The 26,412-nt window shown below is 70.9% G+C and carries 23 protein-coding genes; 7 read left to right on the top strand and 16 right to left on the bottom strand.

The window, feature by feature from the left end; translation table 11 throughout:
* Window positions 1-3 precede the first annotated feature (3 nt).
* On the bottom strand, window positions 4-696 hold the full coding sequence (locus Msi02_RS24590; RefSeq protein WP_204050449.1) for a response regulator transcription factor: 693 nt from the start codon (window positions 694-696) through the stop codon (window positions 4-6).
* 94 nt (window positions 697-790) lie between these two features.
* Between Msi02_RS24590 and Msi02_RS24595 the strand changes: the two genes are divergently transcribed.
* Window positions 791-1,270 carry a hypothetical protein gene (locus tag Msi02_RS24595; protein WP_204050450.1) on the top strand — a complete coding sequence of 160 codons (480 nt, stop codon included), beginning with the start codon at window positions 791-793 and terminating at the stop codon, window positions 1,268-1,270.
* 28 nt (window positions 1,271-1,298) lie between these two features.
* On the opposite strand, the gene dop is transcribed toward Msi02_RS24595, so the two are convergent.
* From dop to Msi02_RS24615, 4 genes are all read right to left on the bottom strand, one after another.
* Window positions 1,299-2,816 (bottom strand): depupylase/deamidase Dop, encoded by a 1,518-nt coding sequence (dop, locus tag Msi02_RS24600; protein ID WP_179155174.1) that lies wholly within the window; start codon window positions 2,814-2,816, stop codon window positions 1,299-1,301.
* Window positions 2,817-2,891: 75 nt separating this feature from the next.
* Window positions 2,892-4,124: an acyltransferase family protein gene (locus Msi02_RS24605; RefSeq protein WP_204050451.1), complete on the bottom strand. Its 1,233-nt coding sequence runs from the start codon at window positions 4,122-4,124 to the stop codon at window positions 2,892-2,894.
* A gap of 246 nt (window positions 4,125-4,370) precedes the next feature.
* The gene (gene arc, locus Msi02_RS24610; RefSeq protein WP_079315253.1) at window positions 4,371-6,134 is read right to left on the bottom strand and encodes a proteasome ATPase; all 1,764 of its coding nucleotides are present in this window, start codon (window positions 6,132-6,134) and stop codon (window positions 4,371-4,373) included.
* 205 nt (window positions 6,135-6,339) lie between these two features.
* Window positions 6,340-7,203, bottom strand: coding sequence for a tRNA (adenine-N1)-methyltransferase (locus Msi02_RS24615; protein ID WP_079315254.1), 864 nt, complete (start codon window positions 7,201-7,203; stop codon window positions 6,340-6,342).
* Between the two features lie 267 nt (window positions 7,204-7,470).
* Here Msi02_RS24615 and Msi02_RS24620 point away from each other — a divergent pair, with 267 nt between their 5' ends.
* Window positions 7,471-8,583 (top strand): GNAT family N-acetyltransferase, encoded by a 1,113-nt coding sequence (locus Msi02_RS24620; RefSeq protein WP_204050452.1) that lies wholly within the window; start codon window positions 7,471-7,473, stop codon window positions 8,581-8,583.
* Window positions 8,584-8,708: 125 nt separating this feature from the next.
* On the opposite strand, the gene Msi02_RS24625 is transcribed toward Msi02_RS24620, so the two are convergent.
* Window positions 8,709-9,932, bottom strand: coding sequence for an aminotransferase class III-fold pyridoxal phosphate-dependent enzyme (locus Msi02_RS24625; RefSeq protein ID WP_204050453.1), 1,224 nt, complete (start codon window positions 9,930-9,932; stop codon window positions 8,709-8,711).
* Window positions 9,933-9,981: 49 nt separating this feature from the next.
* A complete protein-coding gene (locus Msi02_RS24630; protein WP_204050454.1) occupies window positions 9,982-10,917 on the bottom strand; it encodes a carbohydrate kinase family protein in 936 nt (311 codons plus the stop codon).
* Between the two features lie 52 nt (window positions 10,918-10,969).
* Between Msi02_RS24630 and Msi02_RS24635 the strand changes: the two genes are divergently transcribed.
* Complete coding sequence (locus Msi02_RS24635; protein WP_204050455.1) at window positions 10,970-11,572, top strand: TetR/AcrR family transcriptional regulator; 603 nt, start codon at window positions 10,970-10,972, stop codon at window positions 11,570-11,572.
* A 108-nt stretch (window positions 11,573-11,680) separates the two neighbouring features.
* Here Msi02_RS24635 and Msi02_RS24640 read toward each other — a convergent pair whose 3' ends face one another.
* Both Msi02_RS24640 and Msi02_RS24645 read right to left on the bottom strand, forming a co-directional pair.
* The gene (locus Msi02_RS24640; RefSeq protein WP_204050456.1) at window positions 11,681-13,168 is read right to left on the bottom strand and encodes an FHA domain-containing protein; all 1,488 of its coding nucleotides are present in this window, start codon (window positions 13,166-13,168) and stop codon (window positions 11,681-11,683) included.
* A 187-nt stretch (window positions 13,169-13,355) separates the two neighbouring features.
* Window positions 13,356-14,486, bottom strand: coding sequence for a site-2 protease family protein (locus Msi02_RS24645; protein WP_239108670.1), 1,131 nt, complete (start codon window positions 14,484-14,486; stop codon window positions 13,356-13,358).
* Window positions 14,487-14,687: 201 nt separating this feature from the next.
* Here Msi02_RS24645 and Msi02_RS24650 point away from each other — a divergent pair, with 201 nt between their 5' ends.
* From Msi02_RS24650 to Msi02_RS24665, 4 genes are all read left to right on the top strand, one after another.
* Window positions 14,688-15,632, top strand: coding sequence for a sensor histidine kinase (locus Msi02_RS24650; RefSeq protein ID WP_204050457.1), 945 nt, complete (start codon window positions 14,688-14,690; stop codon window positions 15,630-15,632).
* A gap of 66 nt (window positions 15,633-15,698) precedes the next feature.
* Window positions 15,699-16,559, top strand: a complete 861-nt coding sequence (locus tag Msi02_RS24655) for a RecB family exonuclease (protein ID WP_079315258.1) — start codon at window positions 15,699-15,701, stop codon at window positions 16,557-16,559.
* A gap of 85 nt (window positions 16,560-16,644) precedes the next feature.
* Window positions 16,645-17,859 carry a sensor histidine kinase gene (locus tag Msi02_RS24660; protein ID WP_204050458.1) on the top strand — a complete coding sequence of 405 codons (1,215 nt, stop codon included), beginning with the start codon at window positions 16,645-16,647 and terminating at the stop codon, window positions 17,857-17,859.
* A gap of 99 nt (window positions 17,860-17,958) precedes the next feature.
* Window positions 17,959-18,642 (top strand): response regulator, encoded by a 684-nt coding sequence (locus tag Msi02_RS24665; RefSeq protein WP_079315259.1) that lies wholly within the window; start codon window positions 17,959-17,961, stop codon window positions 18,640-18,642.
* A 211-nt stretch (window positions 18,643-18,853) separates the two neighbouring features.
* Here the strand turns inward: Msi02_RS24665 and Msi02_RS24670 are convergent, their stop codons facing one another.
* The 7 genes from Msi02_RS24670 to Msi02_RS24700 all read right to left on the bottom strand — a co-directional run bounded on the left by Msi02_RS24670 (window position 18,854) and on the right by Msi02_RS24700 (window position 26,398).
* On the bottom strand, window positions 18,854-19,891 hold the full coding sequence (locus Msi02_RS24670) for an ABC transporter ATP-binding protein (protein WP_204050459.1): 1,038 nt from the start codon (window positions 19,889-19,891) through the stop codon (window positions 18,854-18,856).
* Window positions 19,888-20,913 carry an ABC transporter ATP-binding protein gene (locus Msi02_RS24675; protein WP_204050460.1) on the bottom strand — a complete coding sequence of 342 codons (1,026 nt, stop codon included), beginning with the start codon at window positions 20,911-20,913 and terminating at the stop codon, window positions 19,888-19,890. Before Msi02_RS24675 ends, Msi02_RS24670 begins: the two co-directional genes overlap by 4 nt.
* Window positions 20,910-21,929 carry an ABC transporter permease gene (locus Msi02_RS24680; RefSeq protein ID WP_079315261.1) on the bottom strand — a complete coding sequence of 340 codons (1,020 nt, stop codon included), beginning with the start codon at window positions 21,927-21,929 and terminating at the stop codon, window positions 20,910-20,912. The genes Msi02_RS24675 and Msi02_RS24680 overlap by 4 nt, the downstream gene beginning before the upstream one ends.
* A 90-nt stretch (window positions 21,930-22,019) precedes the next feature.
* On the bottom strand, window positions 22,020-23,795 hold the full coding sequence (locus Msi02_RS24685) for an ABC transporter substrate-binding protein (protein WP_204050461.1): 1,776 nt from the start codon (window positions 23,793-23,795) through the stop codon (window positions 22,020-22,022).
* 53 nt (window positions 23,796-23,848) lie between these two features.
* On the bottom strand, window positions 23,849-24,841 hold the full coding sequence (locus Msi02_RS24690) for an ABC transporter permease (RefSeq protein WP_079315263.1): 993 nt from the start codon (window positions 24,839-24,841) through the stop codon (window positions 23,849-23,851).
* Window positions 24,842-25,207: 366 nt separating this feature from the next.
* Window positions 25,208-25,687, bottom strand: a complete 480-nt coding sequence (locus Msi02_RS24695) for a cellulose synthase (protein WP_204050462.1) — start codon at window positions 25,685-25,687, stop codon at window positions 25,208-25,210.
* A gap of 69 nt (window positions 25,688-25,756) precedes the next feature.
* Window positions 25,757-26,398 (bottom strand): HAD family hydrolase, encoded by a 642-nt coding sequence (locus Msi02_RS24700; protein WP_079315265.1) that lies wholly within the window; start codon window positions 26,396-26,398, stop codon window positions 25,757-25,759.
* Window positions 26,399-26,412: the final 14 nt, after the last annotated feature.

Consider the following 26,412-nt stretch of genomic DNA (forward strand, 5'->3'; position numbering starts at 1 on the left):
GGCTCACTCTCCGGGCGAAGGCGGCGCGGTCAGGCGCACGCCCACCCCGCGGACCGTCTGGAGATAGCGCGGCCGCTGGGCGGTCTCGCCGAGTTTGCGGCGCAGCCAGGACAGGTGGACGTCGACCGTCTTGTCGGTGCCCCCGTAGGGGATGCGCCAGACCTCGGTGAGCAACTCACGCTTGGTGACGACCTGGCCGGCCCGGGCCGCCAGATAGTGCAGCAGGTCGAACTCCCGCGGCGTCAGGTCCAGTGCCGCGCCGTCGAGCGTCGCCTCCCTGCTGCCCGGGTCCACCCGCAGCGTCCCGACCGTCAGGGAGGTGTCCGTACGCCCGGTGTCGATCCGGCGCAGCACGGCGCGGATGCGTGCATCGAGTTGCGCGGCGCTGTAGGGCTTGACCACGTAGTCGTCCGCGCCGGCGTCGAGCAGGCGGACCATGTCGGCCTCCCCGTCCCTGGCGGTGGCGACGATGACCGGGACGCGGCTCACCGCGCGGAGCATGCGCAGCAGGTCGGCGCCGTCCATGTCGGGGAGGCCGAGGTCGAGCACGATCAGGTCGGGGCGGTCCTCGACGGCCGATCGCAGGCCGTCGAGGGCGGTGGAGGCGGAGGAGACGGCATGGCCGCGATCGCGCAGGCTCCGGGTGAGGGAGGTGCGGATGGGGGCGTCGTCTTCGATGAGCAGCACGCTTGGCATTTGAGCGCTACGGTAGCCGTCCAAGGAAAGCGGCATAAGTCCGTTATCCGGGCCTTAGCAATCCCTTAGCGTTCGCGGTGGGAGAGTGGGCGGCGTGAACAGCCGCCTCGTACTCGCCGTCGCCGGGTGGCTCCTGGCCGCCGCCCTCGCCACCGGCACGGGCGTCGCGGTGCTCGGCCTGCTCGGCCGGCCGCTCACCGGCCCGGCGGAGCGGCCGATGACGGCAGAGGAGATCCGCCTCGCACTCGCCCGGGACACCCCGGGCCCGCCCTCCCCGGCCTCCACCCCCGCCGGTGCGACCCCGGCGGGCTCATCCGGCGGCGAGACGCCGGACGCCGCGACCGGACGCAGGCTCGTCTCCACCGGCGCGGGCAGCCTGATCGCCCGGTGCGACGGCGGGCTGGTCCGGCTCCAGTCGTGGACGCCGGCGCAGGGCTTCGAGGTGGACGACGTCGACCCGGGGCCGGACGACCGCGCCCGGGTGAAGTTCGAGTCGGACGAGGGCAGGCTCGAGATCGAGGTGCGCTGCGCCGGCGGCGTGCCGGTCCCCCGGATCACCCGGCACGACGACTGACCGGGTCACCGGCCGGCGCCGCTTCCTCTCAGCCCTCACCGGTGAGGGCGGCGACGAGGTCGGCGGCCGTACGGCACCGGTCGAGCAGGTCGCCCACGTGCGCCTTGGTGCCGCGCAGCGGCTCCAGGGTCGGCACCCGCTGCAGCGACTCGCGGCCCGGGATGTCGAAGATGACCGAATCCCAGGACGCGGCGGCGACCGACTCGCTGTACTGCCGCAGGCACCGGCCGCGGAAGTAGGCCCGGGTGTCGGTGGGCGGCATCTCGACCGCCCGGTCGATGTCCTCGTCGGTCACCAGGCGCTGCATGCGGCCCCTGGCGACCAGCCGGTTGTACAGGCCGCGGTCGGGGCGGATGTCGGAGTACTGCAGGTCGACCAGTTGCAGCCGCGGATGCGACCACGGCAGGTTGTCGCGGGTGCGGTAGCCCTCCAGGATCTCCAGCTTGGCGACCCAGTCGAGCTCCCGGGACAGCTGCATCGGGTCCTCCGCGAGCCGGGTGAGCACCGACTCCCAGCGGTTGAGCACGTCCTTGGTGAGGTCGTCCACGCCCGAGCCGAAGCGGTCCTCGACGTACTTGCGGGCCTGCTCCAGGTATTCCATCTGCAACTGCACGGCGGTCATCTTCCGCCCGTTGCGCAGCGCGATCTCGTACTTGCAGGTCGGGTCGTGGGAGACCGCGCGCAGCGCCGCGACCGGCGACTCGGGGGTCAGGTCGATGGTGAGGAACCCCTCCTCGATCATCGCCAGGACCAGCGCCGTCGTGCCGAGCTTCAGATATGTCGAAATTTCCGACATGTTGGCGTCGCCGATGATCACGTGCAGCCGCCGGTACTTCTCCGGGTCGGCGTGCGGCTCGTCCCGGGTGTTGATGATCGGCCGCTTGAGCGTGGTCTCCAGCCCGACCTCGACCTCGAAGAAGTCGGCCCGCTGGCTGATCTGGAAGCCCTCGCCACGCGAGTCCTGGCCGATGCCGACCTTGCCGGCGCCGCAGACGACCTGCCGCGACACGAAGAACGGCGTCAGGTGCCTGACGATGTCGGCGAACGGCGTCGCGCGGCGCATGAGGTAGTTCTCGTGGCAGCCGTACGACGCGCCCTTGGCGTCGGTGTTGTTCTTGTAGAGCTGGATGGGGGCGTTGCCGGGCATGGAGGAGGCCCGCACGGCGGCGTCGTACATCACGCGCTCGCCCGCCTTGTCCCAGATCACCGCGGCCCGGGGGTTGGTGCACTCGGGCGTGGAGTACTCCGGGTGCGCGTGGTCGACGTACAGGCGCGCCCCGTTGGTGAGGATCACGTTGGCGAGCCCGAGGTCCTCGTCGGTGAGCTGGCTCTGGTCGGCCACCTCACGGGCCAGGTCGAATCCCCGGGCATCGCGGAGCGGGTTCTCCTCCTCGAAGTCCCACCGGGCCCGGCGAGCCCGGGCGGCCGACGCCGCCAGGTACGCGTTGACGACCTGTGAGGAGGTCACCATCGCGTTCGCTCCCGGTTGACCGGGCACGGCGATGCCGTACTCGGTCTCGATGCCCATCACCCGCCGAACCGTCATTCGCACCCCGCCTGTTTCAGGCCGTCGTAGTCATATCCGAGCCTAGCCCTTTCTCTATGCCCTGCTACCGAACAGTTACGGCACAGATGCCTCGGGACTTTGCGCCGGAATGGCCGTCGCAGTCCGGGAGGTACCCCCGCGGCCCCGGGGACGGGACCTCCGGGAGCGGTCGAGCAGGGCCCCCAGCCTGGCGCGTAGCCAGCGCTGGCCGGGCTTGTCGACCATACGGTAGATCAGATACGCGATCCCGATCGAGACCGCCATCGTGATCGCGGCCAGCGCCCACGGGTCGATCACGTCCCGGTACGCGGGGATCACGACGGCCGAGACCGTTTGGTGCAGGAGATAGAGCGGATACGTGAGGGCCCCGAGGGTGACCAGGCGACGCCAGCGCACCCACCGCAGCCAGCCGAGGGCGACCGCGGCCATCAGGAGGTAGACGACCGTGATCGCGACGACGACGGCCTCCGGGGGCGCCGGGTAGCGCGCGATGCCGACCAGGCGCACCCGCTCCCCCACGCGCTCCATGGCGGCGTGCAGGGACATCCCGTAGCCGGCGGCGACCAGCAGCCACGGGACGAGAGCCCCCGAACGCACCCCGAAGCGGTGGATCAGGAAGAAGGCCATGCCCGCGATGAAGTACGGCGCCTGCCGCGGCATGAAGACGAAGATGAGCGCCTCGTTCTGGGTGAACTCGGCCAGCAGCGCCAGGCCGAACCAGGCCGCCAGGAACACCAGGCAGCGCCGCAGCGTGATCCCCACGAGGGAGAACAGCGCCACGAGGACGTAGAACCGCAGTTCCACCCAGAGGGACCAGAAGACGCCGCCGGCGTGGCCCACGCCGAACGCCCCCTGGAGCATGGTCAGGTTGAGCAGGTACTCGCCGTCTTCGAGCTTGGGGTCGAATCCGGCGACCCCGCTGAAGCGGTACATGATGAAGATCACCAGCACGGCGAACCAGTACGCCGGGTACAGCCGCGACACCCGGGAGACGGCGAACTCGCCGACCGTGTGCCCCCAGACGCTCATCAGGATGACGAACCCGCTGATGAGGAAGAACAGCTCCACGCCGAGGATGCCCAGCGTGGTGAGGCGCGCGACCGGCTCGAACAGCTTGGTGGGGTACTCGTCCCACAGGGATTTGCTGGCCGCCATGAAATGGAACGCCATGACGGCGAACGCGGCCACGAAGCGCAGGACGTCGAGCTCGACCAGGCGGCGGCCCTTGGCGGCCGCGGCGGCGCCCCGCGCCGGGACCGCGTCCGGCGCGGGCGAGGCCGGATCGGACTGCCGCGCGGGCTGTCTCACAGGCTGTCTCACAGGCTGCCCCACAGCGGTCACCCGCGCGCGTCAAGGAAGATCATGCCCTCTTTGACGTGATCACTCCGGGTTTCGGTTCCCTCGGATCACGATCGTCACGGAAGGTCACTTTTGGCCCACCTGCTGCCGCCCTGTCCGCATGCCGGCGTCGGAAGGCCCCGGAAAGCCGGAGGAGCGGCGCGATCCGGGATCGCGCCGCTCCTCGATGGCACCGGTCCGGCCGGAGCCGGGGTGTTACAGGTACTGGCCGGTGTTGGCGACCGTGTCGATCGACCGCCCGGCCTCGGTGCCCTGCTTGCCCTGCACGAGGGTGCGGATGTAGACGATCCGCTCGCCCTTCTTGCCGGAGATGCGGGCCCAGTCGTCGGGGTTGGTGGTGTTGGGCAGGTCCTCGTTCTCGGAGAACTCGTCCACGCAGGCGGCCAGCAGGTGCGAGATCCGCAGGCCCTTCTGCCCGGTCTCGAGGAACTCCTTGATGGCCATCTTCTTGCCCCGGTCCACGATGTTCTGGATCATGGCGCCGGAGTTGAAGTCCTTGAAGTAGAGGACTTCCTTGTCGCCGTTGGCGTAGGTCACCTCGAGGAAGCGGTTCTCCTCGCTCTCGGCGTACATCCGCTCGACGACCCGCTGGATCATCGCGGCGATCGTGCCCTCGCGGCTGTCGCCGTGCTCGGCCAGGTCGTCCGGGTGCAGCGGCAGGTCGCTGACGATGTACTTCGAGAAGATGTCCTTGGCCGCCTCGGCGTCGGGCCGCTCGATCTTGATCTTGACGTCCAGGCGGCCGGGCCGCAGGATCGCCGGGTCGATCATGTCCTCGCGGTTGGAGGCGCCGATGACGATGACGTTCTCCAGGCCCTCGACACCGTCGATCTCCGAAAGGAGCTGGGGAACGATGGTGTTCTCGACGTCGGAGGACACACCGGAGCCGCGGGTGCGGAAGATCGAGTCCATCTCGTCGAAGAACACGATCACCGGGGTGCCCTCGGACGCCTTCTCACGCGCCCGCTGGAAGACCAGGCGGATGTGCCGCTCGGTCTCACCGACGTACTTGTTGAGAAGCTCGGGGCCCTTGATGTTCAGGAAGAAGCTCTTGCCGGACTGGCCGGTCTTCTCCGCGACCTGCTTGGCCAGGGAGTTGGCCACCGCCTTGGCGATGAGCGTCTTGCCGCAGCCGGGCGGGCCGTACAGCAGCACGCCCTTCGGCGGCCGGAGCTTGTGCTCGCGGAACAGGTCGGCGTGCAGGTAGGGCAGCTCGATGGCGTCCCTGATCTGCTCGATCTGCCGGCTGAGGCCGCCGATCTCCTCGTAGGAGATGTCGGGGACCTCCTCGAGGACGAGCTCCTCCACCTCGGACTTGGGGATGCGTTCGTAGACGTAGTTGGAACGGGGTTCGAGCAGGAGGGAGTCACCGGCCCGCAGCGGCTGGTCCAGCAGCGAGTGGGCGAGCTTGACGACCCGCTCCTCGTCGGCGTGCGAGATGACGAGCGCGCGGTCGCCGCTCTCCAGCAACTCCTTCAGCATCACGATCTCGCCGACGTCCTCGTAGCCGAGGGCCTCGACGACGTTGAGCGCCTCGTTCAGCATGACCTCCTGGCCACGCTTGAGCGAGTCGACGTCGACCGCCGGACTGACGTTCACCCGGAGCTTGCGCCCGCCCGTGAACACCTCGATCGTGCCGTCATCCCTGGCCTCGAGGAAAACACCGAATCCGGACGGCGGCTGTGCCAGCCGGTCGACCTCCTCCTTGAGGGCGACGATCTGGTCCCTGGCCTCCTTGAGGGTGGAGACCAAACGCTCGTTCTGGCTTGTGAGGGCGGCCACCTGTGCCTGCGCCTCGTGGAGACGCTCCTCGATGACCCTGGCCTGCCGGGGAGACTCGGCCAGCTTCCGGCGCAACGCGGTGATCTCCTCTTGCAGGAAGGAGACCTGTGTTGTGAGATCCGCGACCTCCCGTTCGCGCTGCGCGGCTCGAGCCTCAGCGTCGTCGCGAGCTGCCACGCCCCGTCACCTCCTTCCCCGTCGAGAACGACTACTCAAGACCCTACCTATCTTGGCGCTGTACGTAACCTGGCCGGGCAGTGTTCGTGTAGTTACGTTGGGTGTTCGGCGTTTGATACCTTATGGACCGATTGTTCGGGTCACCATTAGGAACACACCCATATGTTCCCGTGTCACGCGGCTTTGCCGGGTTGTGGCCGAATCGTCACACTTGTTCGATCCCCTCTCCATACGCCCCCTTGGCGGGGCGCCTGCGCCGCGGCGGGGGCGTGACGCCGTCCGCCATGCGACGGGCCGTGACGAGAAATCCCGTGTGGCCGACCATCCGGTGGTCGGGCCGTACGGCGAGACCTTCGACATGCCAGTCGCGAACCAGGGTCTCCCACGCGTGAGGCTCGGTGAAACTCCCGTGCTCCCGCAGGGTTTCCACCGTTCTGGACATCTGGGTCGTTGTCGCAACATAGCAGCAAATAACTCCCCCGGGGGTAAGGGACTTCGCCGCCGCGTCAACACACTCCCAAGGCGCGAGCATGTCCAGGACGACGCGGTCCACGTCCGCCTCGTCCAGCGCGTCGACGAAGTCGCCGACCACCAGGCGCCACTGCCCCACCGGGCCGCCGAAGAACTTCTCCACGTTCTTGGTGGCCACCTCGGCGAAGTCCGCCCGCCGCTCGTAGGAGGTGACCTTCCCCTCCGGGCCGACCGCGCGCAGCAGGAAGCAGGTGAGCGCGCCGGACCCCACGCCGGCCTCGACCACCCGCGCGCCGGGGAAGATGTCGGCCATGGCGACGATCTGCGCCGCGTCCTTCGGGTAGACCACCGCGGCGCCGCGCGGCATCGACACCGCGTAGTCGGCGAGCAGGTGCCGGAACGCCAGGTAGGCCGTGCCGCCGGAGGACCGCACCACGGAGCCCTCGGGCTGCCCGATCAGGTCGTCGTGCGGGATCGACCCCTTGTGCGTGTGGAAGACGCCGCCCTCTTTCAGCGTCACCGTGTGCCGCTTGTTCTTGGGGTCGGTGAGCTGGACCTGATCTCCGGCCCGGAACGGGCCGTGCCTGCGAAAACCCATGCGGAAAAGGCTAGTGCCGCGACCGACGAGATTTGCCCGGACGGTGCGGTGTCCAGAGTGGTGCATCGCAAGGCGGAGGAGGAGGCCATAGCGGAGCTATGGGCGACGACGAGAACGCAGCGAGGTGCCGCTCTGGGCGACGCGCCGGGGCAAAGATCGGAGGGAGGGGCACGGGTGCCGCGACCGACGAGATTTGCCCGGACGGGAGCGGCGAAGGGCGGGGAAAACACCTGGCCGGTGCGGTGTCACTGCTGGTAACAATGGGACATGTTGCCCCAAGAGGCGATCCCCGCCGGGCCGGCCGTTCTGCGCCTGCCGGTCGAAGGGGACGCCGACCAGATCGCCCGAGCCTGCGCCGACCCCGATATCGCGAGGTTCATCCCCTTCCTCCCCTCGCCGTACTCGCGGGACGACGCGCTGGCGTGGATCACCAAGACCGTGCCCGAGATGTGGGAGAACGGCGGCGCCGGCTTCGTCGCCGCCGACCCGGTCACGGACGAGATCCTCGGGACCGCGGGGCTCAAGCCGCCGGACCGCTTCGGCGCCTCGGAGGTGGGCTACTGGCTGGCACCGTGGGCCCGGGGGCGCGGCGTCGCCACGGCCGCCGTGCGGACGCTCGCCGAGCGGGCCTTCGCCCGGGGCGTCCCCAGGATCGGGCTGCTCGCCGACGTGGAGAACGTCGGGAGCCAGCAGGTCGCCTTGCGGTGCGGCTTCGCCTACGAGGGCGTGCTGCGCGGGGCCGGCGCTCCCCGGGGCGGCACCCCCGGCGACATCGCCGCGTTCGGGCGGCTGAGCACCGACCCCGGCGACCCGATCACGCCCTTCCTGCCGTTCTTCCCCGGAGGGTTCCCCGGCGGCTCGCTCAGCGACGGCGTCGTCCGGCTCACGCCGCTGACCACCGCCGACGCCGCCGGCTACTTCGCGCTGGCGTCCGTGCCGGACGTGATGGACTCGCACGTGCCGCCCGGACAGCCGGAGTACGCGGACAGCGAGGTCGTCTGCCGGTACGCCGGGCACCGGTGGCTGACCGGGCAGCGGGCGGACATCGCCATCAGGGACGCGGGGACCGGCGAGTACGCCGGGGACATCCAGCTCACCGGCATCATCCCGGATCTCGGCCAGGCGATGCTCGGCTACAGCCTCCGTCCGGAGTTCCGCGGCAGGGGCCTGGTGACCCGGGCGGCGAACCTGCTGATCGAGTGGGCGTTCGCGAACACGCCGCTGCGCCGGATCATCGCCGGGACCACGCCGGACAACGTCTCGTCGCACCGCGTGCTCGAACGGGCGGGCTTCACCCGGGAGTACCTCGTCGAGGGGCTGCTGCCCGGCCCCGGAGGCACCCGCGTTGACGACGTCCAGTGGGCCAGGACACGCCCCTGAGGCCTCAGAGCGGAACGGACCTCCCGCGCTCGGGCGCCGCCCGGAACCCGGTGCCCGAGCGCGGGACCGTCCGCGGCGCGGTACGCCCGTCGGGCGTCCCGGCCACGCCGGTGCCGGCCGCCCCCTCAGTCGGCTCCGTACGCGGCCCTCAGCTTGGCGAAGGCGGCGTCGGTGCCCTGGAGGGCCCGGTCGATCTCCTCGTCGGTGTGGGCGGCCGACAGGAACCAGTTGTGCCAGGGATGGAGGTAGACCCCCTCCTCCAGACAGGCTCCGGCCCAGGCGATGCCCTTCTCCAGGGTGTCGTCGCCCTCGAAGGACAGCCACGGCACCTGCACCGGGCCGGTCTGGCGGACCACGAAGCCGTGCGCCGCCGCCTGGGCGGCGAGGCCCTCGCGCAGCCGGGTCCCGGCCCGGTGCATGAGCGCGACGCCGTCGGTCTCGCGCAGGATCTCGATCGTCGCCTTGGCGGCGGCCATGGCGGTGGCGGAGAACCAGAAGGAACCGGTCGAATACAGCGTCTGAGCCGCCCCGCGCAGCGCGTCGGTGCCGGTGAGCGCCGCGATGGGGAAGCCGTTGGCCATCGCCTTGCTCCAGGCCGTCAGGTCGGGGCGCACGCCGAGCGGCTCCCACGAGCCGCGCAGGTCCAGCCGCCACCCGGCGCGTACGTCGTCAATGACCAGCGCCGCGCCGATCCGGTCGGCCAGCGCCCGCACGCCCCGGGCGAACTCCGCGTCGGCGTGCTCCTGGTCCTCGAACGAGTCGTGCTTGAACGGGGTGACCAGGATGGCGGCGACGTCGCCGTCCGCCTGGGCCGCGGCGGCCTCGGCGCTGGCGAGGTCGTTGTAGGTGAACTCGATCGTGTCCGCCCGCTGGTTGGGGGTGACCCCGGACAGGCCGGGCGTGCACCAGGGGTCGGCGCCGTGGTAGGCGCCGTGGGCGACCAGCGCCTTCGTCCTGCCCGTCGCCGCCCTGGCCACCATCAGCGCCTGGGTGGTGGCGTCGGTGCCGTTCTTGGAGAACATGGCCCAGTCGGCGGAGGGGATGAGGTCCACCAGCAGTTCGGCGAGCTCCACCATGACCGGGCCGGGGCCGTTCAGGCAGTCGCCCTCCGCCTGCTGCGCCGCGGCGGCGGCCTCCACCCGCGGGTTGCGGTGGCCGACGATCATCGGCCCCCAACTGCACATCAGGTCGACGTACTCACGGCCGTCGGCGTCCCACTGCCGGGCGCCCTCGGCACGGACGAAGAACTGGGGATAGCGGTCCCCATGCAGGGCCGCGTTCAGGTGGCCGTACATGCCACCGGGGATGACCTTCGCGGCACGGGCCCGCAGGGAGGCGTCGAGGGACATGGGCGGCACTCCTGATATCGGGGGAAATCGGGGAGGTGGGGGGCCGGGGTCAGGCGTCCGGGCCAGGGTCGCCGGGAACGGAGTCGCCGGGAACGGAGCCGTCGAGACCGGCGTCGGAGCCGAGGCCGCCCGCGACCCGGGCGGCGACGGCGGTGCCGAGGCGGGCCGCGCCGAGGACGTCCCGGCCGCGCAGCAGACCCGCGGCGAATCCGGCGCAGTACGCGTCGCCGCAGCCCGTGGTGTCGACCACCGGCACGTCCAGGGCGGGCACGCGGGTGACTCCGGCGGCGGTGGCCACGAGGCTGCCGACGGCCCCCAGGGTGACGATCACGCCCTTCGGGCCCTCGGCGAGCAGCGCGGCCGCGGCCTCCTCCGGCGTCGGCGCCCCGCTGAGCATCAGGGCCTGCTCCTCGTTGGGCAGGAGGTAGTCGACGTGGGGCAGGAACGCGCGGACGCCCGGCATGAGGTCGGGCATGTTCGACAGCAGGTCCAGCGTGACGGTCGTGCCGCCCTCGCGGGCCTTGTCGAGCAGCGCGAAGAAGGCGGGGTCGTGCAGGCCCCAGGTGACGTCCATCCCGCCGAGGTGCACCACCTTCGCACCGGTGAGACGGTCCGCGTCGAGGTCGGCGGTCGCCAGGCCCAGGTTGGCCCCGGGCACGTGGAACGAGGGCCGTCCGCCGTCGGGACGGATGGGCAGGATCGAGGCGGCCGTCTGCTCCCCCGGCCTGCGCACCACGCCGCTCACGTCCACGCCGTGCCGCGCCATGATCATCAGGAGGAAGTCGCCGAGCTCGTCGTCGCCGACGGCGCCCATCGAGGCGACCGGCACGCCGATCTTCGCCAGGGCCACGGCCGTGCCCGCGGCCGCGCCGGCCGCGGTGATGCGGATCTGCTCGAGCAGGTGGGTGTCCTGACCGGCCGGGATGGACTCGACCGGGCGGGCCAGGACGTCGACGATATGCACGCCGACCGTCACTACCGTCATGAGCGGATAATAGACGGGCGCCCGACTAAAATGTCAACCGAGGTGGTGGGCCATGCCGAAGATCGTCAATCACGAGGAGCGCAGGGGCGAGGTCGTCGCTGCTGCCCGCCGGATCATCCTGCGCGAGGGCATCGAGGCCGCGACGACGCGGGCCATCGCCAAGGAGGCCGGCTACTCCAACGGGGTGCTCACGCACTACTTCGCCGACAAGGACGAGATCCTGCTTTCGGCCCTGGAGGCGTCCCATCGCCGGATCGCCGACCGGCTGCGGGAGAAGCTGTCGGGCCGCACCGGGCTGGCGGCGCTGCGCGAGCTGCTGCTCGACAACGTGCCCCTCGACGACGAGCGGGCCGGGGAGACCGGGCTGGAGGTGGGCTTCTGGGGGCGCAGCCTGACCAGCCCGGCGCTGCTTGAGGTCCAGCGGCGGGAGGCCGCCGAGCTCCGCTATCTGGTGACGAGCCTGCTCAGGTGCGCCGCCGAGGCCGGTGAGATCCGTACGGACGAGGACCTGGAGGACGTGGCGGAACGGCTGCTGGCGCTCGTGGACGGGCTGAGCGTCCATCGGCTGCTGTATCCGGCGCACGTCACCGGCGAGCGGCTGGAACGGCTGATCCTGAGCGAGATCGACCGGCTCCGCCCTCAAGGTCGTGTCTGACGAATCAAGCCCTGCCGCGCGTGGCCCAGGCTCGCGACGGGCAGCATTCGTCAGACACTCCCTGATCCGGCCGCCGGGACCAGGTGGCCCCGGCGGCCTCGGGGATCGTCAGGCGTTGCGGTGCGCCTCGTACCGCATCGTGCGCGAGACGCCGACACGCACGGTCGTGCCGGGCAGGATCGGCACCGGCTCGTTCGGCGGGATGTCGTAGAAGTTGGGGTCGCCGGGCGGCTGGATCTGGGTGCCGTTCACCGAGCCCAGGTCGAGCAGGTTGACGTCCCAGTTGTCCAGGAAGACCCGCAGGTGGCGGCGCGACACCGAGCCGTCGGGGCTGGTCACCCTGGCCGGCCTGGCCTCGCCCGACTGCACCTCGGGCGCGCGCTCGGGGTCGCGGCCCAGCAGGTAGTCGGCCTCCAGCGGCAGCGCCATGCCGTCGTCGAGCAGCAGCACGCCGAGCAGCGGCCGTGGCCCCTTGTACGGCACCACCGCCCGCTGGTCGATGGGGATGCCGCAGACCGCGCAGTAGGGCGCGCGCGGATCGTTGAAGTGGTCGTTCTTGCAGTCGACGCCGTAGACCATCGGCCGCTGCTCCGGCTCGGGCGCCGCGTCCATCTGGGTCGCCTCGCCCGGCTCCTCGTCGGCGGGTGCGTGCGGCACCGGCTCGAACGGCCCGCTCGGCGGGCCGTCCGGCCCGCCCAGGTCGTGCGGCCCGCCCAGGTCACGATCCTCGGCCGGCTCGGGCAGCGGGGGCAGCGGCTGCGGTCCCGAATGGTGCGCGGGCCCCGGGTCGGAGAGGGCGGGCGGCAGCGGCGGCAGCGGCTGGGAGACGTGGGACGGCGGCTGTACGGGCGGCGGCGCGAGCGGCTGGGACGATCCCGTGGACGGCGCCCCCTGCTCCCCCGACGGCCCGCCACCGGGCATCGGACCGGACGGGAACGGCGGCACGGGCGGCGGCGGCACGGGCGACGGCGTGGGCGACGGCACCACGGGCCCGCGCGGGGCGATCGGCTCCGGAGCGCCGATGGGCGGGGGCTGGACGCCCTGCTGCTGACCCTGCTGCGGCTGGGGCGGGCGCGGGGGCAGCGGCGGGAAGGCGAGGTCGCCGTGCCGGGTGAAGTCGCACTCCAGCCCTGCCCCGGTGACCACACCGCCGTCCAGCCTGGCGTACGGGCTCGACGGGCCCGCTCCGGGCAGGCGCAGCTCCACCCGGGACACCGGGCCGTTGACGAGACGGTCGGTCCAGGTCAGCGCGTCGTGCCCGGCGAGGCGGACCTCGCCGTCCGGGCCGCCCGACACGGTCGCGTACGCGGCCCCGCTGACCAGCACGGCCACGCCGCCCCCGGCCGGCCCGGCGACCGCGCAGGCCACCGGCTCCCCGCCGAGCGACCTGTCCATGGCGCGCGCGAGGACCTGGGCCACCCGCCGGGCCAGCGCCCGGCCGTCCCCGCCCGTCGTGGCGGTCTCGCTCAGCGCGCCCAGCAGGTCCTCGACCGGCTGGTCGCCGCCGGTGGCGCACACGAGCAGCAAACCGTTCAGATGGGCGACCACGCCCTCCCCCGGCAGCGGGCGGACCACCCCCACGCCCTGTTCCGTCACAGAAGTTCTCCCTCCGGAAACGCCACCGGATGACCGGCACCATCGCCGGCACGCCATGTGCCGGATCGATCACCCCAGAAAGTAGCAAAAAAGAGTGGTGAACCGGCCTGCCGGAGCCCGCGGCGGGCGGCCGGACGGCACCCGGCCCCGGTCTCGATCAGCACCCCGGTCCCCGGCGACGTCGCGCTCACACGCCGCTGAACATGCGGTTGACGTCGGCGGTGGCGAGCACGCCGTAGATCTCGCCGCCCCGCTCGACGAGCAGGTATTCCGGCGCCGGGGTATCCCGCATGGCGTCGAGCAGGGACTCCCCCTCCAGATCGGCGCCGAGCACGAGGGAGGGCTCCAGGGCGCGGGACAGGGCGCCGACGTTCACCCACGGCCTGCGCTGCTCGGGAGTGGCGTTGACCGCCGCCTCGTTGACGATGCCGACCGGCCGCCCGTCGTGGTCGACCACCACCATGGCGCCCGCTCCCGCCTCCCGCGCCCGGCGCAGGCCCTCCGACAGCGGCACCTCGGCGGTGACCGGGATCGCCCGGCGGGCCAGCACCCGGGCCCGCAACTGCGGCAGCCGGGCCCGTACGCGGGCCACCCGCAGCGACTGGGAGGCCCCGAGCCAGATGAACGACGCCAGCACCACCGTCCAGAGCATGCTCCCGATGCCGGGCTCCTGGCCGGCCATGAGGTTCATCAGCAGCGGCACCACGACCACCGCGATCGCGACGCCGCGGCCGACCCACGCGGCGGCCATCGTGCCGGTGCCCGCGTCGCGCTTGACCTTCCACACGGCGGCCCGCAGCATCCGCCCGCCGTCGAGCGGCAGTCCGGGCAGCAGGTTGAACAGCCCGACGATCAGGTTGGACAGCCACAGCTGCCACACGAGCACCTGCGCCAGCCCGCCAGGCGGCACGACGAACGCCTCCGCCAGCGCCCCGATCCCGGCCAGCCCCAGTGACAGCAGCGGCCCGGCGAAGGCGACGGCGAACTCCCTGCCCGCCGTCTCGGGCTCGCGCTCGATCTCCGAGACGCCGCCGAGCATGTAAAGGGTGATCCGGCGCACCGGCAGGCCGTAGTGCTTGGCCACGACGCAGTGCGCAAGTTCGTGCAGCAGGACGGAGACGTACAGCAGGACGGCGAAGGCCAGCGCGACGACGTACGCCGCGGCCTCGCTGTAGCCGGGCAGCATGTCGGCGAACTGGGGCTGGAAGCTGATCGTGATGAACGCCGCCACGATGAGCCAGGTGGGTGAGACGTAGACCGGGATGCCGAACGGCCGTCCCATCCGCAGTCCGGTGGACTCCTTGACCGGTGTGCTCATGTGGCCGCCTTCCCCTCCCACGCCCCTCGATGCTACGCGCCGGGCCGTGAGGTCAGCCTAAGAGCTCGCCCCACCGTCGCGCACCGGGTGATCGTCCCGGCGCGCGGGCAAGGCCGGCGCGCGACCGATACGCATCGTAAAATTCGCACATACTTTCGCCCCGGTGGGTCATTCTCCCGCCCACCTGGGTAGTCGGGCGACATGGGCCTGCGCGCGCGGCTGTTCGACGGCATGACCAGCGCCCTGATGACGGCACTGCTCATGCGCATGGGATGGCTGGCGCATCGGCTCGTCCGGCCCGAGCCCGCCCTCGTCGAGCAGTTCCGCCGGCGCCTCGACGAGATCAACAGCGGTGACGGCAGCGGGCGGATCCAGAAGCCGGAGCACCACACGGGAATGGCCCCGTTGGCCGAGAGCATCAACGCCACCCTCGACCACGCCGCTCGGTGCTCCCGGTTCGCCTCCGACGTCTCACACGAGCTCCGCAGCCCCCTCACCGCCCTCCGCGTGAAACTCGAGGAGGCGCAGCTTCACATTCCGGAGACCGATTTCGACGAACTGCTCCGCGAGGGTTTGCGGGACATCGACCGGCTGGAATCCATCATCGACGACCTTCTCACGTTGTGCCGGCTGCGGGCGGGGATCGCGACCACCCGGCCTGGCCCGGTCGACGTCTCCGCGGTGGTGAAGGAGCACGTCTCCCGGCAGAGCGGGCCCGTCCCGGTCCTGCTCCGGCTCCAGCCCGAGGTGTGCGTGAACGGCGTGCCGACGCAGCTCGGCCGGATCCTGCTCAACCTGCTGAGCAACGCCCAGCGGCACGCCAGGCGATCGATCGTCGTCACCGTACGGCGTGATCGTGACATCGCCGAGATGGCCGTCGACGACGACGGGGACGGGGTGCCGCCCGCCGATCGGGAGCGGCTCTTCGAGCGGTTCGTCAGGTCGGAGAAGTCGCTCCGAGTCGATCCTCACGGCGCCGGGCTCGGTCTCGCGATCTGCCGGGAGATCGCCTCGGCGCACGGCGGCACCATACACATCGAGGACTCCGACGCCGGCGGCGCGCGCTTCGTGGTCCGGCTGCCCGCCATCGATCCGATCAGGCGTGATGTGCCGGTGCTCGCCGCCGCGGGCGCGGGCTCGGCCTGAGCCCGCGACGGCGCGCGCGGCGAGGGGCGGGAGCGTTCTGTCGGCCCGGTGTCCTACAGTTCCGGCATGACCCTCGCCGAAGAGCGCGCCGTCATCGGGGCGCTTTCCCCCTCCCGGGCCGGTGACTTCATGACCTGCCCCCTGCTCTACCGGTTCAGGGTGATCGACCAGCTCCCCGAGCGGCCCTCGGCCGCCGCGGTCAGGGGCACGCTCGTTCACGCCGTGCTGGAACGGCTCTACGACCTGCCCGCGGAGGCGCGGACGGTCGCCGCCGCCCAGGACCTGCTTGAGCCCCAGTGGCGGCGGCTGCTCTCCGAGGAGCCCGACTACGCGGGGCTGTTCGAGGACGACGAGGAGCGGGACGCCTGGCTGACGCAGGCCCGCGGCATGGTCGAGCGTTACTTCACGCTGGAGGACCCCCGGCGGCTCGAGCCCGCCGAGCGGGAGATGTACGTCGAGGTCGTGCTCGACAGCGGGCTGCTGCTGCGCGGCTACATCGACAGGCTCGACGTGGCCCCGACCGGCGAGATGCGGGTCGTGGACTACAAGACGGGCACGGCGCCGGGACGCGAGTGGGAGGCCAAGGCGCTGTTCCAGATGAAGTTCTACGCGCTCGCGCTGTGGCGGCGCAGCGGCCAGGTCCCCCGGATGCTCCAGCTCATGTACCTGGGCAACGGCGAGATCGTCCGTTACGTCCCGGACGAGGCGGACCTGCGGGCGACCGAGCGCAAGGTCGAGGCGCTCTGGGCGGCCATCGAGCGCGCCGTGCGCACCCGGGAGTGGCGCGCCCGCCGCTCGCGGCTGTGCGACTGGTGCGACCACCAGGCCTTGTGCCCGGAGTTCGGCGGCACCCCGCCGCCCGTGCCCGACCGCGAGCCCGGGCTGTCCGCCCGCGTCAGCAGAAGGTCGGCCAGCGACGAACTGTGACCCCGGGGGACTCCTCCGTGGGGAGGAGGCCGGATATCCGTCCCGGGCAGGGTGGACGCGGGCGGCGAACGCCTAGATTTGGTTCGTGCGCACCACCCCCGGCAGTACGCGGTCCTGGCTTCGGGCTCGTCCCCTGGTCTCCGACTCGATCCTCGCGGTGGTGCTGACGACCGCGTCCCTGTGGTGGATCGCCTCGACCGGCCTCGATGAGGGAGCCGGGTGGCTGCGGTCCGTCCCGCCGCGCCCGGCGGACGCGCTGAACCTGATCCTGGCGGCGGCCTGCACGCTGCCGGTGGCCCTGCGGCGGAGCCGGCCCTTCGTGCTGCTGGTGGCCACCTGCGTCCCTCAGGCGGCGCTCGACGCGCTCCACTACGACCCCGGCCTGAGCGAGTTCGGCGGGCTCGTCCTGCTCTACTCCGTGGCCGTCTGCCGGGGGCTGGCGCTGAGCCTGGCCGCCCTCGTCGTCTCCTTCTCCTCCTACGCCGCAGGCGCCGTCGCCGGGGTCATCACCCCGTCCTGGACCGACCACGTCGTCGTCACCGCCGTCCTGCTGCTGTGCTGGGTGTGCGGCCGGGCGGTGCGGCTGCGCCGCGCCTACCTCGCGGAGCTGGTGCAGCGGGCCGACCGGCTGGAGCGGGCGCGGGAGGCCGACACCAGGGCCGCCAGGGCCGAGGAGCGCTCCCGCATCGCCCGGGAGCTGCACGACGTCGTGGCCCACCACGTCAGCGTGATGACGGTCCAGGCCGCCGCCGCCCGCAAGATGCTCGACACCAAGCCCGACGTCGCGCGGGACGCCCTCACCGCCATCGAGGAGATGGGCCGTACGGCGATGGCGGAGATGCGCAGCATCGTCGGCGTGCTGCGCACCGACGGCCCGGCCGAGCGCGGGCCGCAGCCGGGCATGCACGACCTGCCCACGCTGGTGGAGCAGATGCGCGAGGCAGGGCTGCGGACCCAGCTGTGGATCGAGGGCGAGCGGCGCGGCCTGCCGCCCGGGGTGGATCTGGCCGCCTACCGGCTCGTGCAGGAGGCGCTGACCAACAGCCTGCGGCACGCCGGGCCCGCCGCCCGCGCCTGGGTGACCGTACGGCACGAGCCGAACGAGCTGAGCATCCACGTCGAGGACGACGGGCGCGGCGCGGCGGAGGAGTCGGTCCGGATCGGGGGCAAGGGACACGGCCTCGTCGGCATCCGCGAGCGCGTGGCGCTCTATGGTGGAGTTCTGCGGATCGGTCCCCGCGCCGGGGGCGGGTTCGAGGTCCGCGCCCGTTTCCCCCTCAATCACAGCCCCCTCAAGTAGAAGAGCCCCTCAAGCAGAGCCCCCTCAAGGACAGACCATGACGATCAGGGTGTCCCCCTCCACCCGGCGGCCCGCCGCCCATCCCAGGACGGACGCATCATGACGATCCGGGTGTTGCTGGTCGACGACCAGCCGCTGCTGCGCACCGGGTTCCGGTTCATCCTGGAGGCGGAGCCCGACGTCACCGTCGTGGGCGAGGCGGGCGACGGCGCGGTGGCCATGGAGCAGTCCCGGGCCCTGCTGCCCGACGTGGTGCTCATGGACGTCCGCATGCCCGGCACCGACGGCATCGAGGCGACCCGCCGCATCGTGCGGGAGGCCGCGCCGAGCGCCCACGTGCCGAAGGTGCTCGTGCTGACCACGTTCGACCTGGACGAGTACATCGTGGAGGCGCTGCGCGCGGGCGCGAGCGGGTTCCTCCTCAAGGACGTGCCGCCGGACGAGCTGGTCCAGGCGATCCGCGTGGTCGCGGCCGGCGACGCGATCGTGGCGCCGAGCGTCACCCGGCGGCTGCTGGACAGGTTCGCCACCCGGCTGCCCTCCGCCCACCAGCAGGCCACCCCCGCGCGGCTCGACCGGCTCACCGAGCGCGAGCTTGAGGTGCTGCGCCTGATCGCGAAGGGCATGTCGAACGCCGAGATCGCCGCCCAGCTCGTGGTCAGCGAGACGACCGTGAAGACCCACGTGGGCAACGTGCTGACCAAGCTGGGGCTGCGCGACCGCGTCCAGGCGGTCGTGCTCGCGTACGAGACCGGCCTGATCGTCCCCGGCGCCTTCTCCTGACCTTCGGCCTACGACCACGGGAGGAGCGGGGCGGGCCCGGTCATCCCGTGGGCGTGGGCGAGAGCCGTACGGAAGGCCGATGCCGGGCCGGGACGCGTCCCGATACCGTCGTGACAGGGGCGTGGCCGAGGTGGCGGAACACGCCCCGCCGGTACGGCTCCCGCGGACCGTCTGGGGGGAAAGACGGCGGGGGCCGTACCGGCGGAAAGACTCAGTCCGCGGGCGCGGCGGCCGTCTGCTGCGGGGCCGCGGCCGCGCCGCCGGAGGGGGCGTTCTCGGGGAAGTGGCAGGCCACCTGGTGGCCGGGGGCGAGCGTCTCCAGCGGCGGCTCGACCTGCTTGCAGATCTCCTGCGCCTTCCAGCATCGGGTGTGGAACCGGCAGGCGGGCGGCGGGTTGAGCGGGGAGGGCACGTCGCCCTGCAGCCGGATGCGCTCCCGCTCCTTGCGCCGCTTGGGGTCCGGGATCGGGACCGCCGACAGCAGCGCGTTGGTGTACGGGTGCATCGGCGACTCGTACAGGCCCTTGCGGTCGGCGATCTCGACGATCTTGCCGAGGTACATCACCGCGACGCGGTCGCTGATGTGCCGCACCACCGACAGGTCGTGCGCGATCACCACATAGGTGAGGTCGAGCTCGCTCTGCAGGTCCTCGAGCAGGTTGACGACCTGGGCCTGGATCGACACGTCGAGCGCGGACACCGGCTCGTCCGCGATGATCAGCTTGGGCTTGAGCGCGAGCGTCCTGGCGATGCCGATGCGCTGCCGCTGACCGCCGGAGAACTCGTGCGGGTAGCGGTTGTAGTGCTCGGGGTTGAGGCCGACCAGTTCGAGGATCTCCTGGACCGCCTTCTTGGTGCCCTGCTCGGTCTTGATGCCCTGGATCCGGAACGGCGCGCCCACGATGGCGCCCACCGTGTGCCGGGGGTTGAGCGAGCTGTAGGGGTCCTGGAAGATGATCTGCACGTCCCTGCGGAGCGGACGCATCCGGCCCTGGGACATGTGCGTGATGTCGTTGCCCTCGAACAGGATCTTCCCGCCGGTCGGCTCGATCAGCCGGGTGATGAGGCGTCCGGTGGTGGTCTTGCCGCATCCCGACTCGCCGACCAGGCCGAGGGTCTCGCCCTTCTTCACGTCGAAGCTGATGCCGTCGACGGCCCTGACCGCGCCGACCTGCCGCTTGAGCAGGCCCTTCGTGACCGGGAAGTGCTTTTCCAGCCCCTGTACGGACAGCAAGGGCTCCTCGTTCACGAAGCCTCCAGGTTCGGCTTGATCTCGTTCTCCCAGATGGCGCGCCGCCGCTCGCGCGGCAGGTGGCAGCGCACGAGGTGGCCGCCCTCGGTCTCCAGCAGCTCGGGGACCTGCGTGGCGGCCCGCCCGCCCGTACGCTCCTCGAAGGCGCAGCGCGGGTGGAAGGCGCAGCCGGACGGCACGTTGATCAGCGAGGGCGGCGAGCCCTTGATGGGCATCAGCCGCTCGGTCGGCTCGCGGTCCAGCCGCGGCATCGAGCCGAGCAGGCCCCACGTGTAGGGGTGCTCGGGCCGCTCGAAGATGTCGTCGGACGTGCCGTACTCGACGCACTTGCCGCCGTACATCACGAGGATGTCGTCGGACAGCTCGGCGACGACGCCGAGGTCGTGCGTGATGATGATCAGCGCGGCGTTGAAGTCGCGCTGCAGGTCGCGCATCAGGTCGAGGATCTGCGCCTGCACGGTCACGTCGAGCGCGGTCGTCGGCTCGTCGGCGATCAGCAGCTCGGGATCGCAGCTCAGCGCCATCGCGATCATGGCGCGCTGCCGCATGCCGCCGGAGAACTCGTGGGGGTAGCTGTCCACGCGGCGCTCCGGCTGGGGGATGCCCACCCGGCCGAGCATGTCGATCGCGTGCTTGCGCGCGACCTTCTTGCTGACGTCGTTGTGGATGCGGTAGGCCTCGATGATCTGGTCGCCCACCGTGTAGAACGGGTGCATCGCCGACAGCGGGTCCTGGAAGATCATCGCCATCTTCTTGCCGCGCAGCGTCCGGACGTGCTCCTGGCTGGCGCCGACGAGTTCCTCGCCGTCCAGCCAGATCTCGCCGGAGATGCGGGCGCGCCCGCCCTTGTGCAGGCCGAGGATGCCGAGGCTGGTCACGCTCTTGCCGGAGCCGGACTCGCCGACGATGCCGAGCGTCTTGCCCCGCTCCAGGGTGAACGACAGCCCGTCGACGGACTTGACCAGGCCGTCGTCCGTCGGGAAGTGGATCCGCAGGTCCTTCAGTTCCAGGAAGCTCATCCCAGCCTCACCCTCGGGTCCACGACGGCGTACAGGAGGTCGACGATCAGGTTCGCGAAGACCACGAAGAACGCGGCGACGAGTGTCACGCCCATGACCTTCGGCAGGTCCTGGGCGAGGATCGCGTCGATCGCGTACTTGCCCATGCCGGGCAGCGAGTAGGTGCTCTCGGTGAGCACGGCGCCGCCGAGCAGCAGGCCGAGGTCGAGGCCGAAGATCGTGAGGATCGGGGTCAGCGCGCCGCGCAGGCCGTGCTTGACCACGACGGTCCGCTCGTTCAGGCCCTTGGCCCGGGCGGTGCGGATGTAGTCCTCGTTCATCGTCTCCAGCATGCCCGCCCTGGTGAGCCGCGCGTAGCCGGCGGCGTACAGGAAGGCCAGCGTGATCCACGGCAGGATCAGGTTGTAGGCCCACATCGCCGGGTTCTCGTCGAACGGCGTGAAGCTGCCGCCCGGGGCGGTGATGCGGAACGGCGTGCCGTAGCTGAAGACGACCAGCGAGACGATGCCGGTGAAGAAGATCGGCAGTGACACGCCGGCCAGGGCGACGCTCATCGCGGCGCGGTCGAACACGCTGCCACGTTTCAGCGCGGACAGGACGCCGGTAGCCACACCGGCTATCACCCAGATGACGGCGGCCCCGATGGCCAGCGAGATCGTCACGGGCAGCCGGTCCATCAGGTCGGGCCAGACGGGGAGCCGGGTGAGGAAGGAGTATCCGAAGCAGGGCGCGGGGCAGTGCTCCACGCCGGGGCCGTAGTCGTAGTCGGCGCCGGCGACGATGCCCTTGGCGAACCGCCCGTACTGCACGACCAGCGGATCGTTGAAGCCGAGCTTCTCGGCCGCGATCTTGACCTGCTCCGCGGAGGCGGTGCGCCCCACGTAGCGCGCGGCCAGGCTCTCCGAGGTGGCGCCGGCCAGGCGGGGCACCAGGAAGAAGATGGCGAACGTGACGATGCTCACGATGGTGAGCATCACGAACGCCCAGATCAGCCGCCGGATGATGTATGTGACCACAGTCCCCCCGGCTCCGGGGGCCGGCCCGGTGGGACCGGCCCCCTTGCCGCGTTCACGCGTCTATCGGATCTGTCTGGTCTCGGCGGACGCTTACTTGACGCCCATGCCGAGGTAGTCGTACATGCCGTACGCCTCGTTGACGAAGATGTTCGTCGCGTTCTTGCTGCGCACGAGCAGGGTCTTCGTCCACACGTTCGGCAGGACGTAGGCGCCCTCCATGACCTTCTTGTCGATCTGGGTCCAGAGCGCGTTGCGGGCGTTGGTGTCGGTCTCCTTCATCGCCTGGTCGATGAGCTTGTCGACCTCGGGGTCGCGAACGCTGATGTTGGAGGAGCCGCCGGTGTCGCGGATGACGCGGCTGTCGACGATCTGCTGCAGGAAGCCGAAGCCGTCGGGCCAGTCGGACATCCAGCCGTTCTGGGCCAGGCCGATCTTGTTCTCCTTGGCGTAGCCCGGCTTGCCGGCGTACAGGGCGAAGTAGTCGGCCTGCGGGAACGGCTTGAGCGTGAGCTTGATGCCGACCCGACCGAGCGACTGCTGCAGCGCCTCGGCGGCCGCCTTCTCCTTCGGCCGCTCGGCGCGGTAGGAGATGTTGGTCTCGAAGCCGTTGGGCTGGCCGCAGGCGGCCAGCGCCTCCTTGGCCTTGGCCAGGTCGCCCTTGTTGTCGGCGCCCGGCGGGTAGAGGTTGAAGTCCTCGTGGCCGGGGATCGCCGGCGGCAGCATGCTGGTCGCGATCTGCCCGCCGGAGAACTCGCCGCCCCAGGCGGTCTGGAGGGCCACCTTGTCCGCGGCGTACTCGACGGCCTTGCGGCACTCGATGTTGTCGAGCGGCGGGACGTTGCCGTTGATCGAGGTGTACCAGAGGCGGGTGCTGGTCGGGTTGTCGGTGTTCGCCTTCATCGCGGGGTCGGACAGGAGCCGGCCGAGGGCCGCCGGCTGCGCGCCGATGCCCGCGACGTCGACGTCGAGGTCGCCGGCGATGATCCGGTTGTCGATGTCGTCGGCGTTGACGTTGGTGGAGACCTCGTAGCCGTCCGGCAGCGCCTTGCGGTTCGGGTCGGTCGCCGGGTCCCACTTGTCGTTGCGGACCAGCGTGAAGCCCTTGCCGATCTCGTTCTTCTCGAACTTGTACGGCCCGGTGGAGATGATGTGCTCCTTGTACTTCGCGCCGGTGTCCTTGTCCTTGGGGACCGGGATCGTGGCGGGAAGCTGGGCGAAGTAGTCGAAGTTGCTCAGCGGCTGCTTGAGGTGGAAGACGATCGTGTAGTCGTCGGGCGTCTCGATCGCGCTGTCGGTGTTGACGTCCTTGGACTTGTACGCGCCCTTGTAGCCCTTCGGCCAGTCGAGGAAATCGTTGAAGTAGGTGTACCCGTCGGGGAACACCTCCTTGTCGAACGACCGCTCCACGGCGTACTTCACGTCCTTGGACGTGACCGGGGTGCCGTCCTCGAACTTGATGCCCTTCTTGAGCTTGTACGTCCAGGTCTTGGCGTCGTCGCTCGGCGTGCCCATGTCCTCGGCGAGGTCGGGGACGAGCTGGTTGCCCTCCTTGCCCACGGCGGACTTGAACATCAGCAGCGACCGGCCGTACAGCCGGATGAAGTTCCAGGAGTAGCCGTAGTAGGTGTCGCCCGGGTCGAGGGAGTCCCAGTCACCGCCGTTGGCGAACTTGAGGATGCCGCCCTTCTTGTCCGACGGGTTGACCACCTGCGTCAGGGCGGCGTTGAACTCGGCCTTGGAGTCGGAGCCGGCCGCGGCGCCGCCGGACGACGACGGCGTGCTGCTGCCCGAACCGCCGCCGCAGGCGGCCACGGCGAGGGCGAGCACGGCGCCGGTGGCCGCCACACCCAGTCTTCTTCTTAGCATTGCAAACCCCTTGGTGATAGGAGCCGGGGGACTTTTACGGGGAAGGGAGGGGCTCAGCGGGCCTTCGGGTCGAGAGCGTCCCGCAGGCCGTCGCCGAACAGGTTGAACGCCAGGACCGTGATGAAGATCGCCATGCCGGGGAAGAACATGAAGTGCGGGATCGTGTAGAACCGCACCGCGTCCGACAGCATGCCGCCCCAGGTGGGGGTGGGCGGGCGCACGCCGACGCCGAGGAACGACAGCGCCGCCTCGAACAGGACGTTCGTGGGGATCAGCAGCGTCGCGTAGACGAGGATCGGCGCGACCAGGTTCGGCAGCAGCTCGCGGAAGATGATGTACGGCCCGCGCGCCCCGAGGCTGCGCGCCGCGTCCACGAACTCCCGCTCGCGCAGCGACAGCGTCTGCCCCCGGATGATCCGCCCGATGTACGGCCAGTTGAAGAAGCCGATGATGAAGACCAGCAGCGAGACGCGCAGTGTGTCGCCGGTCAGGCCGAACGCCGAGTCGGGGACGATGCCCGCGAGCGCGATCGCGAAGACCAGGATCGGGAACGCCAGGAAGACGTCCATGGTCTTGCTGATGATCGAGTCGACCAGGCCGCCGAAATATCCGGCGGTGACCCCGAGCAGGGTGCCGATGACCACCGAGAGCAGGGTGGCCAGGAAGGCGATGAGCAGCGAGATCCGCGCGCCGTACACGACCCGGCTGAAGATGTCGCGGCCGTTCACCGGCTCGAGGCCGAACAGGTGCTCGGCGCTGATGCCGGTGCCCGTCTTGGGCGCCATCGTGGAGGAGTCGATGAGGTCGGAGTTGAACTGCGTCGGGTCCTGCCCGAACGCCCCGACGATCACCGGCGCGAAGACGGCGATCAGGATCAGGAGGATGACGATCAGTCCGCCGGCCAGGGCGACCTTGTCGCGCTTGAGGCGCATCCAGGCGATCTGGCCGAGGGAGCGGCCCTGGATCGCCTTGCCGCCCGACGCGTCGACGACGGCCTCCGGCGTGGCCTGCGTGTCCCCACCGGTGACGTCCATCGGCGCGGTCATCGATCCTCCTTCGCCCTGCCCGAGCGGACCGCACCCGCGGTGACGCGCTCGGGGTAGCCCGGGATCGATCCGGCGACAGAGAAGCGGCGGCCGCTCACGACCTTGCCTCGCACGGCCATTTGGTGCAGGCCCCCTGGATCCCAGACGACATTGTCCGAAGGGGTCGCGTGGTGTGCGACCCCCGGAGGCAGAATCTATGGTCTGAGCTGGGCTGACCAGTCCCCAGAGGTGCCCTGTGGCTCAACTGTGATTCACGCGAAACTCATTCGTGTTGATCTTGAAGGGTTTGTCCGCGTCCCGTTTCGATTATGTCCTGGAACCGTAACATTGCACTGACCGGTAACTTGGTCCCACGATGTGGGATGTTCAGCTGATCCCCCGGCGCTTGAGGATGTCCTCAATGTCGGAGAAATCATCCCCGGCGGGCTGTTCCACCTGCCGTGGTGCCGCCTTCCCGGTCTGTGCCGTTTTAGGCGTGGCAGACCGTTCCGGCGCCGCGGTGGCGCCACCCGCCTCCGGCCGTGCCGTACGGGCCCGGGACAGGGTGCGACCGCGCAGCGTGCCGGAGACGACGAACAGCAGCGCGGACAGCCCGGCCAGGACCACCCCGGCCCACACCGCGGGCGACAGGACCAGGCCGGTCACGAAGCCCACCGCCGCCGCGCCGATGTTCCAGAGCGTCTGCAGCGCGCCGGTGAGGTAGGCGGCCAGCGGCAGCAGGGACCACGCGGTGGCCCGGAGACCGGCGGTCACCCCCCTGCGCCGGAAGGCCAGAAAGCTGAGTCCGATGCCCACCGCGGTGAGGCCGGCGCACAGCGGCAGCCAGGCGATGTCGTTGAATGTCATGGCGGGTCCCCTTCGTCCACGGCGTACCCCCATCCTGGCACTCCGCAGGCGATCATGCGGGGGCCCGCGTCACCGGACGAGCGACCGCAGGAAGTCCACGTCCACGTCGAGCAGCGAGGGCATGACGACCCGCCCGGGCGCCTGGGCGATCGGCAGGACGCCCGGCACGGCGACGACCCGGCAGCCCGCGGCGGTCGCCGAGGCGACGCCGTTCGGCGAGTCCTCCAGTGCGACGCACCGCTCCGGGTCGACCGACAGCAGGTCGGCCGCGGTCAGGTACGGCTCCGGGTGCGGCTTGGTGCGCGAGACGTCGTCGGCCGTCACGACGACCTCGAAGTGCTCCCGGCCGACCGCCTTGAGCACGGCGTCGGCGATGATGCGCAGCGACGAGGTGACCAGCGCCGTGCGCACGCCCTGGTCGCCGAGCCCCCGTAGCAGGTCGAGGGCTCCCGGCATGGGCTCGACGCCCGTCGACAGCCGGCTCTCCATGCCGTCGATCAGCCACTCCCCCACCACCGCGGGGTCGACGTCGGCCTGCGTCAGCTCCAGCATGTAGGCGACTGTGCGGTCCCAGGAACCGCCCACGAGCTGCTCCTGGTGCTCCGGGCCCCAGGCCCCGCCGAGGCGGGTGACCACCTCGGTCTCGACCTCGAACCACACCCCTTCGGTGTCGACGAGCAATCCGTCCATGTCGAACAGCACGGCGTCCACGTGGCCCCTTCCCC

Origin of the sequence: Microbispora siamensis, assembly GCF_016863095.1 — a bacterium.
GTDB lineage: Bacteria > Actinomycetota > Actinomycetes > Streptosporangiales > Streptosporangiaceae > Microbispora > Microbispora siamensis.